Source organism: Cupriavidus sp. D39 (genome assembly GCF_026627925.1).
Lineage (GTDB): Bacteria > Pseudomonadota > Gammaproteobacteria > Burkholderiales > Burkholderiaceae > Cupriavidus > Cupriavidus ulmosensis.
Genome location: NZ_JAPNLE010000009.1, coordinates 1,353,185 through 1,365,696 on the forward strand (window position 1 = coordinate 1,353,185; position 12,512 = coordinate 1,365,696).

Consider the following 12,512-nt stretch of genomic DNA (forward strand, 5'->3'; position numbering starts at 1 on the left):
CGGCTTCAGCGCACAATGCCGCGCTGCGTGGCGGCAATGAAGTCTAGGAAACCCTGCAGCGCTGCCGTGGCGGTGCCTTCGGCCTGCGCGATCAGTTGCGCGATCTCGTTGCGGGCGGCTTCAAAGCTCAGGTCGGACTTGTACAGCACCTTGTAAGCCTGGCGCAGGGCCGCGATCTGCGCGGCGTCAAAACCGCGGCGGCGCATGCCTTCCACGTTGATGCCGTGCGGCGTGGCCTTGTTGCCGCCCTTGTCGCCAGCGGCGATCACGAACGGCGGCAGGTCCTGCACCAGTGCCGAGGCGCCACCCAGCATGGCGTGCGCGCCGATGCGCACGAACTGGTGCACCCCGCTCATCCCGCCAAGAATGGCCCAGTCGCCCACCTGCACGTGGCCGGCGATCTGCGCGTTGCTGGAGAACACCGTGTGGTTGCCCACCTGGCAATCGTGCGCGATGTGCACGTAGGCCATGATCCAGTTGTCGTCGCCGATGCTGGTCACACCCAGGTCCTGTACCGTGCCGGTGTGGATGGTGGTGAATTCGCGAATGGTATTGCGATCGCCGATCACGAGCCGGGTCGGCTCGTTGCGGTACTTCATGTCCTGCGGCGTGCCACCCACCGAAGCGTACGGCCCGATGCGGTTATCCGCGCCAACGGTGGTATGCCCTTCGATGGTGGTATGCGCACCCACCTGGGTACCGCTGCCAAGGCGCACGTGGGGACCCACGATGGAAAACGGCCCGACCGTCACGTCGGCTGCAAGCTCGGCCTTCGGGTCGACCAGTGCGCTGGGATGGATTTGCGTCATGCGTCCTGTCCTATGGTCTGAGATGAAAAGATTGAACGGTCAATACAGTGAGCCAATACGTCCAGGACCTGCCTTCAGGGCGTAGCCCTGATGACTGGCTTGTTAGTCGGCTTGTTTGACGGTGCACATCAACTCAGCTTCGCAAGCCACCTTGTCGTCGACGGTGGCAAATGCCTTGAACTTCCAGATGCCGCGAATATAGCGTTCAACCGATACGGTCATGTGCAGCTGGTCGCCCGGCGTCACAACCTGCTTGAAACGTGCGCCGTCGATGCCGACGAAGTAATACAGCGAGTTCTCCTTGCGCTCCATGTCGGCGCCAAAGGTCAGCAGGCCGGCCGACTGCGCCAGCGCTTCGAGGATCATCACGCCCGGCATCACGGGGTGACCCGGGAAATGGCCCTGGAAGTACGGCTCGTTCATGGTGACGTTCTTCAGCGTTTTGATACGCTTTTGCGGCTCCAGTTCAAGCACGCGGTCTACCATCAGGAACGGGTAACGATGCGGCAGCAGCTTGAGGATCTTGCGGATGTCGATATCGACGGCGTTCATGATTTTTCTCTTCGGTATGCGGGATAGAATTGCCGGCGTCTTGCCCTTGCAAGCGCTTCTCAAGCTGAATCACGCGGTCGCGCAATTTGCTCAGGCCTCGCAAGGTGGCTGCGGTGCGCTCCCACTCGCCATGCGGCTGAACCGGGAATACGCTCGTGAAATGCCCGCCGGGCTTGGGAATGGATTTAGTGATCGAAGTGCCACCGGAAACCGTGGTGCGGTCGGCGATGTTCAGGTGGCCGGCAAAGTTGGCCGAGCCCCCGATCACGCAGAAGCGCCCGACCTTGGTACTGCCGGCAATCGCCGCGCAGCCTGCGATCACAGTATGCGCGCCGACCCGCACGTTATGCGCGATCTGTACCTGGTTGTCGAGCTTGCAGCCGTCCTCGATGACCGTGTCTGCCATGGCACCGCGATCGATCGCGGTATTGGCGCCGACCTCGACGTCATTGCCCAGCACGGCGCGGCCGGTCTGGGGAATCTTGACGTACTCGACGCCGCCCGGGCCGATATCCGGCGCAAAGCCGAAGCCATCCGCACCCAGCACCACACCGCTGTGCAGTATGCATCTCATGCCCACCACGCATTGGTGATAGACCGAGACATTGGCGTAGATCAGCGTGTCATCGCCGATCTGCGCCCCCGCGCCGACAAAGCCGTTGGCCAGGATGCGCACCCGCTCGCCGAGCCGGGCCCTGCTTTCGATCACCACGTTGGGGCCGATAAAGCAGGACGGCGGCACCACGGCGTCGGGCGCCACGCTGGCGCGCGGGTCGATGCCGGTACGGTGGTCGGTGTTGGCGCGGCGCTCGAACCCTTGCGCAATACGGGCAAAGCACACGTAAGGGTTACGTGCCACCAGCCAGTTGCGGCCGTCGGCCTGCCCTTCGGCCCGGATGCGCTCCAGGTCGGGCGCCGACACGATGACGGCGCCGGCGCCGGAGGCCAGCGCCTGCGGCAGGTACAGGGGATTCGAGAGGAACGAGAGCTGGTCGGGACCGGCCTGGTCGAGCGGCGCGAGGCCGCGCACGGCGAGGTCGGGATCACCCACAACCTGCGCGCCGGTATCGGTGGCGAGCTGACCCAGTGTGGGTGTTTGCATGGCAGTACTTCCTTGGACGGCGAAAACTGGCAGCTTACTTGCTGCCGGCGTTCAACGCTTTCATCACATCGTCGGTAATGTCGATGCGAGGATTGACGTACACGGCCTCTTGCACGATCAGGTCGTACTTGCGCTGCTCGGCAAGCTGGCGGATCACGCGGTTGGCGCGCTCGAGCACCTGGGCCAGTTCCTCGTTGCGGCGCTGGTTCAGGTCCTCGCGAAATTCACGTTGCTTGCGCTGGAATTCGCGATCCAGATCGGCCACTTCGCGCTGGCGGCGTTGACGGTCGGCATCGGCCAGCACGGCCGTGTCCTTGTCGAGCTTGTCGGCCATGCCCTTGATCTTCTGGGCCATGTCCTGCAACTCGCGGTCACGCTTGGAGAATTCCTGCTCCAGCTTGACCTGGGCCTGCTTGGCGGGCACCGAATCGCGCAGGATACGCTCGGAATTGACCGCGGCGATGCGTGCTTCCTGCGCCGTGGCGGGCGCGGCAGCCAGCAGCGCGCCGGCCGTCAGCGCGGCGGCGGCCAGGCTCTTGATCAGTGGGAATGTTGTTTTCATGAATCCGTTCCTCAATCCTTCTTTTCTCTATTCTCGCTCAGAACGCAGTACCGATCTGGAACTGGAAGCGCTGTACCTTGTCGGTCTCGTCCTTCTTCAGCGGGAAGCCCACGCTGATCTTGAGCGGACCGATCGGCGACAGCCAGGACATGCCCAGGCCCGTCGAATACTTGAGCTGGCTGAACACTATCGGGGCCCCTTCCTCGTACACGTTACCAAAGTCGAAGAAGGTGAACAGGCGCAGGGTCCGGTCCACGCCCGAGCCCGGCAGCGGGAAGATGAATTCGACATTACCGATCATCTTGGAGGCGCCGCCGATCGGGTTGCCGTTCTGGTCCTTCTTGCCCAGCGTGCTGGTCTGGTAGCCGCGAACCGAACCGATACCACCGGCGTAGAAGTTCTTGAACACAGGGAACGGCGTGTTGCCATAGCCGTGACCGTAAGCCACTTCACCGTTGAAGGCCAGCGTGAAGGCCTTGGACAGCGGATAGAAATATTGCTGCTGGGCACTGGCGCGATAGTACTGCGTATCGCCGCCGGGCACGCCCACTTCAAGGTTGACCTGCGTGTAGGGTCCCTTGGTCGGGACCAGCGCGCTGTCGCGACGGTCACGGGCCCAGCCGATCGTGAACGGGAAGTTGTTGATCGGGTCGCCGCTGGACTTGCCGATCTTGGTCAGCCACTGGCCGTACTGGAGCGGGGTGTTCGGCGAGATGGTCACCTGGGTGCGCTCGTAGCCGATACCGAAGAACACGGTATCGGTTTCCGTAAACGGCACGCCGAACTTGACGTTGCCGCCTTCCGATACGATCTTGTAGTCCTGGTCACCGGTGTAGTACAGCGGCCGCGACGTACGGTAGTAGATATCGGTCGAGCGGCTGATGCCGTCCACCGTGAAGTACGGATCGTATTGCGTCAGCGAGATGGTACGGAAGGACTTCGCCGTGTTCACGTCCAGGCCCAGGCTGGTACCCGAACCGAACACGTTGTCCTGGCGCAGGCCGGCCTGCAGCACCAGCTTGTCCGTGGAGGAGAAGCCCAGGCCCAGGCTGATCTGGCCGGTCGGCTTTTCGGTCACGTTGACATTCACATCGACCTGGTCGGGCGCGCCGGGCACGTCTTCGGTGGTGATGTTGGTGTCGGTGAAGTAGCCGGTACGGTTGATACGGGCCTGCGATTGCGTCAGCTTTTCGCTGTCGAACCACGAGCTTTCCATCTGGCGCATTTCGCGGCGCACCACTTCATCGCGGGTCTTGCTGTTGCCCACCACGTTGACACGGCGGACATAGACGCGACGGCCCGGGTCGACCATCAGGGTCAGCGCGACTTCACGCTTTTCCTTGTCGATCTGCGGCTGCGGGTTGATGGTGGTGAACGCGTAGCCGTAGGTGCCCAGCAGGTCGGTGATGGCCTTGGTGCTCTGGGTCAGCTTCTCGGACGAGAAGACCTCGCCCTTCTGCAGCTTGAGCAGCTTTTCCATCTCGGCCTGCTTGCCGAGCAGCTCGCCCGCCAGGTGGATGTCCGACACCTTGTACTGGTCGCCTTCCTTGATGTTCAGCGTCAGGAAGATGTCCTTCTTATCCGGCGTGATCGACACCTGCGTCGATTCGATGGCGAACTCGAGGTAGCCGCGGTTCAGGTAGTACGAACGCAGTGCCTCCAGGTCGGCGGTGAGCTTTTGCTTGGAATACAGGTCGTTCTTGGTGTACCAGGACAGCCAGTTCGGGGTCGACAGCTGCATTTCATCGCGCAGCGTGCTTTCCTTGAAGGCCTTGTTGCCGACGATATTGATCTGGCGGATCTTGGCCACCGGACCTTCGTCGACATTGAACACCACCGATACGCGGTTGCGGTCGACCGGGGTGATCGTGGTCTGGACGTCGGCCGCGTAGTAGCCACGCGCCACGTACTGGCGCTTGAGCTCCTGCTCTGCCTTGTCGATCAGGGCCTTGTCGTAGTACCGGGCCTCGGCCACGCCCACCGCGCGCAACGAGCGGCGCAGGGTGTCCTTGTCGAATTCCTTGATGCCGACGAATTCGAGCTGGGAGATGGCGGGACGCTCTTCCACCTGGACCACCAGCACACCGTCCTCGGAACGGATCTGGACATCCTTGAAGAACCCGGTGTTATACAGGGCACGAATGGCGTCCGCGCCCTTGTCGTCGCTGAAGGTTTCGCCGACCTTGACCGGCAGGTAGCCGAACACCGTACCCGGCTCGACCCGCTGCAGGCCCTCGACACGAATGTCCTTGACGACGAATGGCTCCGCGGCCCAACTCACTGGGGTCCAGGCCGCGATGATGGCACTCGCCAGCACGCCCAGCGAGATGCGCTTATGTCTGATCAATCTTGATCCCCTCTTTGATTCCATGCAGGATTGGGCTCCGATGCTTCACGGGGCTGCGCCTTGGCTCGGCAGCCGGCGCGGGGTGTCAGTGACACCCGCACGCCGCAGCCGGCAACCTATGTCTAGCCGCGCGCTAAAAACAGCCGGCTGACATCGTTGAACAAGGCGAGCGAAGTCAGGAGCAAGACGCAGGCGATGCCGACCTTCTGCAGCACAGCCTGCCAGCGGTCTGGTACGGGCCTGCCAGTCAAAAATTCAACGCAATAATACAGCAAATGCCCCCATCCAATACCGGAATAGGTAACAAATTCAATACACCGAGGCTAACACTGACCAACGCCAGGAAGCCGACAAAGGGCTGCCAGCCGAGGTGGGCGGCACGCCCCGCGTAGTCCGCCACGGTCAGCGGGCCGCTCAGGTTCTGCAGCGACGCCTGCCCCACCAGCATCTTTCCGAGCAGCTTGAGCGAGAGCGCGCTCGTGCTCCAGACCTGCCCGACCGCGCGGCTCAGCGCCTCGACCGGCTGGTAGCGCACGGTCTCCATCTCGACCGCCTGGCTCAGCGCGGCGCCGAGCTTGCCGGTGGCGGCGGCTGCCGCGCTGGCGCCCTGCGCAGCAGGGACCGTATCCAGCTTAACGGGCACATCCAGGCGCCGGCCCTCGCGCTCGATGCCAAGCGTGACCTCGGCGCCGGGCTGCGCCCTGACCCCGCGGATCAGCTCCCCGGCCTGGGTCAGCGGGCGTCCCTGCCAGGCCACCACGCGATCGCCCTGGCGCAGGCCGGCGCGTTGCGCGGCGGAGTCCGGCAGGACTTCGGTAATCGTGACCGGGCCGCCCTTGAGGGCCAGCCCCAGCGTGGCAAGCGGGTCTTGTTCGGGATTGCCGCCGGTATTCGGCAGCCGCGGCAGCTTCACATCGCGCTCGGCGCCATCGGCCGCGCGCACGTGCAGCACCGCGCTGGCGTCGCCAAAGCCCTGGGCGAACACGGCCATGCGCAGGTCGTTCCAGGAACGCACCTGCTCGGTCTGGCCATTGGCCTGCAGCGCCAGCACGCGATCGCCCTCGCGCAAGCCCGCCTCGGCCGCGGGCGTGCCGGCAGGCGGCGCCGCGACGATGGGCACGGCCTCGCGCATGCCACCGGCAAACAACACGAAATACAGCACAATAGCCAGGGCAAAATTGGCCAGCGGCCCGGCTGCCACGATGGCGAAGCGCTTGGCCACCGGCTGCCGGTTGAAGGCGCGTGGCAGGTCGGCGGGATCGACCGGCGCATCATGGCCCGGATCGCCCTCCCGCTCGTCGAGCATCTTGACGTAGCCACCCAGCGGAATCGCGGCGATGGTCCATTCGGTGCGGTCCCGCCCCTTGGACACCCAGCGCACCAGCGGCCGCCCGAAGCCGATCGAGAAGCGCAGCACCTTGACCCCGCACAGGCGCGCGGCCACGTAGTGACCCATTTCATGGAAATAGATCAGGATGCAAAGGGCAGCGACGAAAGCAATTACGGTTTGCATGGCAGGCAGCTTGTCGTCAGGGGCTTAACGCCTCGATAGCACAAAGGAGACGCCGGGCACGAGCCCCGGCAACCGGTGCGCCGGCATCGGCCGGTGCGCCGCTATTGTCGCCGATCCCGGCCGCGCCTCCACCGGCGTCATCACGAATGCCCGCTTTCCAGCAAGGCGCCGGCGCGGCGGCGCGCCTCCTGGTCGGCGTCCATCACGCCTTCCAGCGTGTCGACGCTGCCGGGCGAGGCCTGCGCCAACACCTGCGCCACGATGCGCGCGATGTCGGTGAAACGGATCCGGCCTTGCAGGAACGCCTCGACGGCAACCTCGTTCGCGGCGTTCAGGATGACCGGGGCCACCCCGCCTGCCCGCAAGGCGTCGAACGCCAGGCCCAGGCAGGGAAAGCGCGCCAGATCCGGGGTTTCGAAGGTCAGCGCGCCGGCACGGGTAAGGTCCAGCGGGGAAACGCCCGCGTGCATGCGCTCGGGATAGGCCAGCCCGTAGGCGATCGGCGTGCGCATGTCAGGGTTGCCGAGTTGGGCCAGCACCGAGCCGTCGGCGTAGGACACCATCGAATGCACGATGCTCTGCGGGTGGATCAGCACCTCGATGCGGTCCGCCGGCGCGGCAAACAGCCAGTGCGCCTCGATCACCTCCAGCCCCTTGTTCATCATGGTGGCGGAGTCGACCGAGATCTTGCGGCCCATCACCCAGTTCGGATGGGCGCAGGCCTCGTCCGGCGAGATATCGTGCAAGGTGGCCGGATCCCGGGTCCGGAACGGGCCGCCGGAAGCCGTCAGCAGGATCTTGGAGACGCCCGCGCCCAGGCGCGGATCGTCCGCCGGCAGACACTGGAAAATGGCATTGTGCTCGCTGTCGATCGGCAGCAGCGTGGCGCCGTGCTCGCGCACGGCATCCATGAAGAGCCGGCCGGACATCACCAGCGCTTCCTTGTTGGCCAGCAGCACGCGCTTGCCAGCCCGCGCCGCGGCCAGCGTGGGACGCAGCCCGGCTGCGCCGACGATGGCTGCCATGACCGAATCGGCTGCGGGATCGACCGCCACCGCTTCCAGCGCTGCCTCGCCATAGTCAACCTCGGTCTTCACGCCGGCCGTGCGCAGCAGCGCCTCCAGCTCGCTCGCTGCCTGGGCGGTGCCGACCACGGCGTGGGCCGGGCGGAATTCCCGGCATAGCGCAGCCAGCTTGTCGACCTGCCGATGTGCCGTCAGCGCATGGACCGCATAGCGCTCGGGGTGGCGCTTGACCACATCAAGCGTACTTTCCCCGATCGAGCCGGTGGCACCCAGGACGGTAATACGACGCATATCAGATCAACTCAAAGATAGATGGCCAGCAAGGCGGCCAGCGGAAACACGGGCAAGAGGGCATCGATCCGGTCGAGCACGCCACCATGGCCTGGCAACAGCCTGCTGCTGTCCTTCATGCCAACCTGGCGCTTGAGCAGCGACTCGAAGAGATCCCCCACGACGCTGGCGACCACCAGCAGGGTAGACAGCAGCGCCACGACGGCCAGGCCGTTATGGTCGGCCATGCCAGAGAACCAGGTCGGGGAAAAAGCTTGGGTAGCGGCAAGCCCGAGAGCGATCAGCAGCACCACCAGCCAGCCGCCGATGGCGCCTTCCCAGGACTTGCCCGGGCTGATGGTGGGGGCAAGCTTGCGCCGCCCGATGGCCTTGCCGACAAAGTAGGCGCCGATATCGGCCGCCCAGACCAGCACCGCCACCGACAGCAGCACCCCGATGCCCAGCTCGCGCAGGATCAAGGTGGCGTGGCCGAACGCGGGCAGCATGAACAAGCCGAGAATGGCGCCCAGCAAGGTAAAGGACGGGCTGGCCTGGCGCACGCCGCGCGCCAGCAGCACCACGGCGACGCCCCAGCAGGCCACGCCGACCTGCAGCAGGCGGGTCAGCGCCTGGCGGTCGGCAGCATCATGCCAGCCGACCAGGGCGACCAGGCAGGCCACCGCATAGACATAGGGCCAGACGCCGCGCAGCCCGATCAAGCGACCGAATTCCCAGCCCGCCAGGACGACGATCACCGCCACCAGGCCGGCCAGCGCCGACGGGGGTGCCAGGAACAGGATCGGCAGGATCAGCAGCAACAGGCATACGGCGGTGATGACACGGGTAAGAAGCATGCGCTGCGGGATTCCGGTGAAAAAATGGAAAACGGCTTCAGGCGGTGCCGGAAAGGCCGGGTGGTGCCACCACTTGCGCGCTGGTACGGCCGAAGCGGCGCTCGCGCTGCCGGTACGAGGCAAATGCCTTGTCGAGCTCTGCGGCGCTGAAATCCGGCCAGAACACGTCGGTGAAATAGAGCTCGGAGTACGCCAGCTGCCACAGCAAGAAATTGCTGATGCGCTGCTCGCCCCCGGTGCGGATGAACAGGTCGGGCTCGGGCGCGTAGGCCATGGCCAGGTGCGGCGCGAGCATGGATTCGTCCACGGATTCCGGATCGAGCATGGGCGAGCGCGCCAGCATCTTGCGCATGGCCTGGAGCAGGTCCCAGCGGCCGCCGTAATTGGCGGCGATGGTCACCGTCAGGCCGGTGTTGCCGTCGGTGCGGGCCTCGGCGTCGGTGATCAGCTGCTGGATGCGAGGGCTGAAGCGGCTCAGGTCGCCAACCACCCTCACCCGGATATTGTTGGCGTGCATCTTGACCACCTCGCGGCGCAACGCGGTCATGAACAGCCGCATCAGGAACGAGACTTCGTCCGCCGGGCGGCGCCAGTTCTCGGAACTGAACGCGAACAGGGTCAGGTACTGCACGCCACGCGCGGCGCAGGCTTCCACCACGGCCCGGACGGCATCCAGGCCACGGCTGTGGCCGGCAACGCGTGGCAGGTGCCGCTTGGTCGCCCAGCGGCCGTTGCCATCCATGATGATGGCAACGTGGCGGGGCACATAGGTGGAGTCGGGGACGCTGAGCGTGGAACTGATGTGATGCATGATGGGAAACGGTACCGGACACAGCGGCGGCTGGCAAGCCACCGCATTATGCGTCACACCGTCATGATCTCCTTGTCCTTCTCGGCAACCATCCTGTCGATCTCGGCGACGAACTTGTCGGTCAGCTTCTGGACATCGTCCTGTCCGCGGCGCTCGTCGTCCTCGGAAATGGCTTTGTCCTTGACCAGCTTCTTGAACTGCTCGTTGGCATCGCGGCGCAGGTTGCGCACGGCGATCTTGGCGCCCTCGGCCTCACCCTTGACGACCTTGGCGAGTTCCTTGCGGCGCTCTTCGGTCAGCATGGGCATTGGCACGCGGATGGTCTCGCCCATGGTCGACGGGTTCAGGCCCAGGTCCGCGTCGCGGATGGCCTTCTCGATGGCGCTGACCATCTTCTTTTCCCACGGCTGCACGCTGATGGTGCGCGAATCGGCCAGGCCGACGTTGGCCACCTGGCTGATCGGCACCGGGGAGCCGTAGTAATCCACTTGTACGTGGTCGAGCAGACCTGTGTGTGCACGACCAGTGCGAATCTTGGCCAGGTCGGCCTTGAACGCTTCAATGGTCTTTTGCATTTTCTGCTCGACGCTCTTCTTGGTGTCGGCGACGCTCATTTTTACCTCCGAAAACGGGTAACCATGATCCCGGACGGCGGGATCGAAAATGAATCATTCTACTCTTTGCCGGCACGCGCGCCACCTTCGGCGGCAGCGCACCAGCGCCTGGTGCAGCACTTATACGTGCACCAGCGTACCTTCGTCTTCGCCCAGGATCACGCGTCTGAGCGCGCCCGGCTTGACGATGGAGAACACCTTGATCGGCAGCTTCTGGTCGCGGCACAAGGCGAACGCCGTGGCATCCATCACCTGCAGGTTGCGCGAGATCGCCTCATCGAAGGAGATGGTGGTGTAGCGCGTGGCGCTGGGGTCCTTCTTCGGGTCGGCGGTGTAGACGCCGTCCACCTTGGTCGCCTTGAGCACGATTTCCGCGCCGATTTCCGCGCCACGCAGGGCGGCAGCGGTATCGGTCGTGAAGAAGGGGTTGCCGGTGCCGGCGGCGAAGATCACCACCTTACCCTCCTCCAGCTGGCGGATGGCGCGCGGGCGGATGTAAGGCTCGACCACCTGGTCCATGCGCAGGGCCGACTGCACGCGGCCAACGATGTCGGCGTGACGCATGGCATCCTGCAGGGCTAGCGCATTCATCATGGTGGCCAGCATGCCCATGTAGTCGGCCGTGGCGCGGTCCATGCCCGCTGCCCCGCCGGCCACGCCGCGGAAGATGTTGCCACCGCCGATCACCACCGCGACCTGGACGCCCAGCCTCACGATCTCGGCGATGTCATTGACCATGCTCTCGATGGTCGAGCGATTGATGCCGAAGGCATCATCACCCATCAGGGCTTCGCCGGACAATTTCAGTAGGACGCGCTTATAAGCTGGCATATTGATCCCCGGGGCTGGTTCGGCTCGTTCTGTTGAGTCGGATATTTGAAGGCAAGCGGCACGGATCGGCGTGCCGCCGCTATAAAAGCCGGTTTTCGGGGTGGCCTGGTTGCTGCACGGCAAACGCAGAACAAACATGCGCTTGAAGCACGGCAGGTCAGACGACTGCGGAAACGGGCTACTTCGCCCGCGCCGCACGGGTAAGCGCGGCGCGGTCATTTGTGCCGAGGGGCACCTTGCGGTGCCCCTCGGCATTATACGGCGACCGGTGGGGCACCCTACCGGGCACCCTGGTCGCCAGGACTTCAGGCCTTTTGGGCGGCTGCCACCTGGGCGGCCACTTCAGCGGCAAAGTCGTCCTGCTTCTTCTCGATGCCTTCACCGACCACGTACAGGGTGAAACCCTTGACCGTGGTGTTGGCGGCCTTGAGCATCTGCTCGACGGTCTGCTTGTCGTTCTTCACGAAGGTCTGGTTGAACAGCGACACTTCCTTCAGATACTTCTGCACCGAGCCGTCGACCATCTTGGCGACGATTTCGGCCGGCTTGCCCGATTCGGCAGCCTTTTGCTCCGCAATGCTGCGCTCCTTGGCGATCAGCTCGGCGGGCACGTCGGCGGACGACAGCGACACCGGCTTCATCGCGGCAACGTGCATGGCCACGTCCTTGGCGGCGGTTTCGTCGCCGTCGAACTCGACCATCACGCCGATGCGGGTGCCGTGCAGGTAGGCAGCCAGCTTGCCGCCATTGGCGTAGCGGGCAAAGCGGCGGATCGCCAGGTTTTCGCCGATCTTGCCGATCAGGGCGGTACGGGTGGCTTCAACGGTCACGCCGTCGATTTCCAGCGCCGACAGCGCAGCCACGTCGGCCGGGTTCTGCTTGGCGACCAGTTCGGCGACCTTGTTCGAGAACGCCATGAAGTCGTCGTTCTTCGACACGAAGTCGGTTTCGCAGTTCAGTTCCACCAGCGCGCCGGTGGTACCCTCGATGAAGGACACGACCACGCCTTCGGCGGTCACGCGCGAGGCGGCCTTGCTGGCCTTGTTGCCCAGCTTGACGCGCAGCAGCTCTTCAGCCTTTTCCATGTTGCCGTCGGCCTCGGTCAGGGCCTTCTTGCACTCCATCATCGGCGCGTCGGTCTTCGCGCGCAGTTCTGCCACCATGCTTGCGGTAATTGCCGCCATTTGTCACTCCTTGAATGGTTCGCCCCGCCCTATCCCGC

General features: G+C 64.6%; 11 protein-coding genes and 1 pseudogene. All 12 read right to left on the bottom strand.

Annotated features, from left to right (window positions below):
* Positions 1–5 precede the first annotated feature (5 nt).
* Positions 6–809, bottom strand: coding sequence for an acyl-ACP--UDP-N-acetylglucosamine O-acyltransferase (gene lpxA, locus OMK73_RS18195; protein WP_267603338.1), 804 nt, complete (start codon positions 807–809; stop codon positions 6–8).
* A gap of 102 nt (positions 810–911) precedes the next feature.
* Positions 912–1,361 carry a 3-hydroxyacyl-ACP dehydratase FabZ gene (gene fabZ / locus OMK73_RS18200; protein WP_043346934.1) on the bottom strand — a complete coding sequence of 150 codons (450 nt, stop codon included), beginning with the start codon at positions 1,359–1,361 and terminating at the stop codon, positions 912–914.
* Positions 1,276–2,463, bottom strand: coding sequence for a UDP-3-O-(3-hydroxymyristoyl)glucosamine N-acyltransferase (lpxD, locus tag OMK73_RS18205; RefSeq protein WP_267603342.1), 1,188 nt, complete (start codon positions 2,461–2,463; stop codon positions 1,276–1,278). The genes fabZ and lpxD overlap by 86 nt, the downstream gene beginning before the upstream one ends.
* A gap of 34 nt (positions 2,464–2,497) precedes the next feature.
* On the bottom strand, positions 2,498–3,025 hold the full coding sequence (locus tag OMK73_RS18210) for an OmpH family outer membrane protein (protein ID WP_267603343.1): 528 nt from the start codon (positions 3,023–3,025) through the stop codon (positions 2,498–2,500).
* A 37-nt stretch (positions 3,026–3,062) separates the two neighbouring features.
* Positions 3,063–5,396 carry an outer membrane protein assembly factor BamA gene (gene bamA / locus OMK73_RS18215; RefSeq protein WP_267603345.1) on the bottom strand — a complete coding sequence of 778 codons (2,334 nt, stop codon included), beginning with the start codon at positions 5,394–5,396 and terminating at the stop codon, positions 3,063–3,065.
* Positions 5,397–5,494: 98 nt separating this feature from the next.
* Positions 5,495–6,885: pseudogene (gene rseP / locus OMK73_RS18220) on the bottom strand (RIP metalloprotease RseP).
* 140 nt (positions 6,886–7,025) lie between these two features.
* Positions 7,026–8,201, bottom strand: a complete 1,176-nt coding sequence (ispC, locus tag OMK73_RS18225; protein ID WP_267603346.1) for a 1-deoxy-D-xylulose-5-phosphate reductoisomerase — start codon at positions 8,199–8,201, stop codon at positions 7,026–7,028.
* A gap of 11 nt (positions 8,202–8,212) precedes the next feature.
* The gene (locus OMK73_RS18230) at positions 8,213–9,034 is read right to left on the bottom strand and encodes a phosphatidate cytidylyltransferase (protein ID WP_267603347.1); all 822 of its coding nucleotides are present in this window, start codon (positions 9,032–9,034) and stop codon (positions 8,213–8,215) included.
* 37 nt (positions 9,035–9,071) lie between these two features.
* On the bottom strand, positions 9,072–9,845 hold the full coding sequence (locus tag OMK73_RS18235; RefSeq protein ID WP_267603348.1) for an isoprenyl transferase: 774 nt from the start codon (positions 9,843–9,845) through the stop codon (positions 9,072–9,074).
* Positions 9,846–9,898: 53 nt separating this feature from the next.
* Positions 9,899–10,459 (bottom strand): ribosome recycling factor, encoded by a 561-nt coding sequence (gene frr / locus OMK73_RS18240; RefSeq protein WP_043346946.1) that lies wholly within the window; start codon positions 10,457–10,459, stop codon positions 9,899–9,901.
* Between the two features lie 120 nt (positions 10,460–10,579).
* A complete protein-coding gene (pyrH, locus tag OMK73_RS18245; protein WP_267603350.1) occupies positions 10,580–11,290 on the bottom strand; it encodes a UMP kinase in 711 nt (236 codons plus the stop codon).
* Positions 11,291–11,595: 305 nt separating this feature from the next.
* Positions 11,596–12,474 carry a translation elongation factor Ts gene (tsf, locus tag OMK73_RS18250; protein WP_267603351.1) on the bottom strand — a complete coding sequence of 293 codons (879 nt, stop codon included), beginning with the start codon at positions 12,472–12,474 and terminating at the stop codon, positions 11,596–11,598.
* Positions 12,475–12,512: the final 38 nt, after the last annotated feature.

Bases quoted from the DNA above. Each gene is read 5' to 3' on its own strand.
- frr (WP_043346946.1), bottom strand. From the start codon at position 10,459: ATGAGCGTCGCCGACACCAAGAAGAGCGTCGAGCAGAAAATGCAAAAG.
- OMK73_RS18230 (WP_267603347.1), bottom strand. From the start codon at position 9,034: ATGCTTCTTACCCGTGTCATCACCGCCGTATGCCTGTTGCTGCTGATC.
- pyrH (WP_267603350.1), bottom strand. From the start codon at position 11,290: ATGCCAGCTTATAAGCGCGTCCTACTGAAATTGTCCGGCGAAGCCCTG.
- tsf (WP_267603351.1), bottom strand. From the start codon at position 12,474: ATGGCGGCAATTACCGCAAGCATGGTGGCAGAACTGCGCGCGAAGACC.
- bamA (WP_267603345.1), bottom strand. From the start codon at position 5,396: ATGGAATCAAAGAGGGGATCAAGATTGATCAGACATAAGCGCATCTCG.
- OMK73_RS18235 (WP_267603348.1), bottom strand. From the start codon at position 9,845: ATGCATCACATCAGTTCCACGCTCAGCGTCCCCGACTCCACCTATGTG.
- fabZ (WP_043346934.1), bottom strand. From the start codon at position 1,361: ATGAACGCCGTCGATATCGACATCCGCAAGATCCTCAAGCTGCTGCCG.
- ispC (WP_267603346.1), bottom strand. From the start codon at position 8,201: ATGCGTCGTATTACCGTCCTGGGTGCCACCGGCTCGATCGGGGAAAGT.
- lpxA (WP_267603338.1), bottom strand. From the start codon at position 809: ATGACGCAAATCCATCCCAGCGCACTGGTCGACCCGAAGGCCGAGCTT.
- lpxD (WP_267603342.1), bottom strand. From the start codon at position 2,463: ATGCAAACACCCACACTGGGTCAGCTCGCCACCGATACCGGCGCGCAG.
- OMK73_RS18210 (WP_267603343.1), bottom strand. From the start codon at position 3,025: ATGAAAACAACATTCCCACTGATCAAGAGCCTGGCCGCCGCCGCGCTG.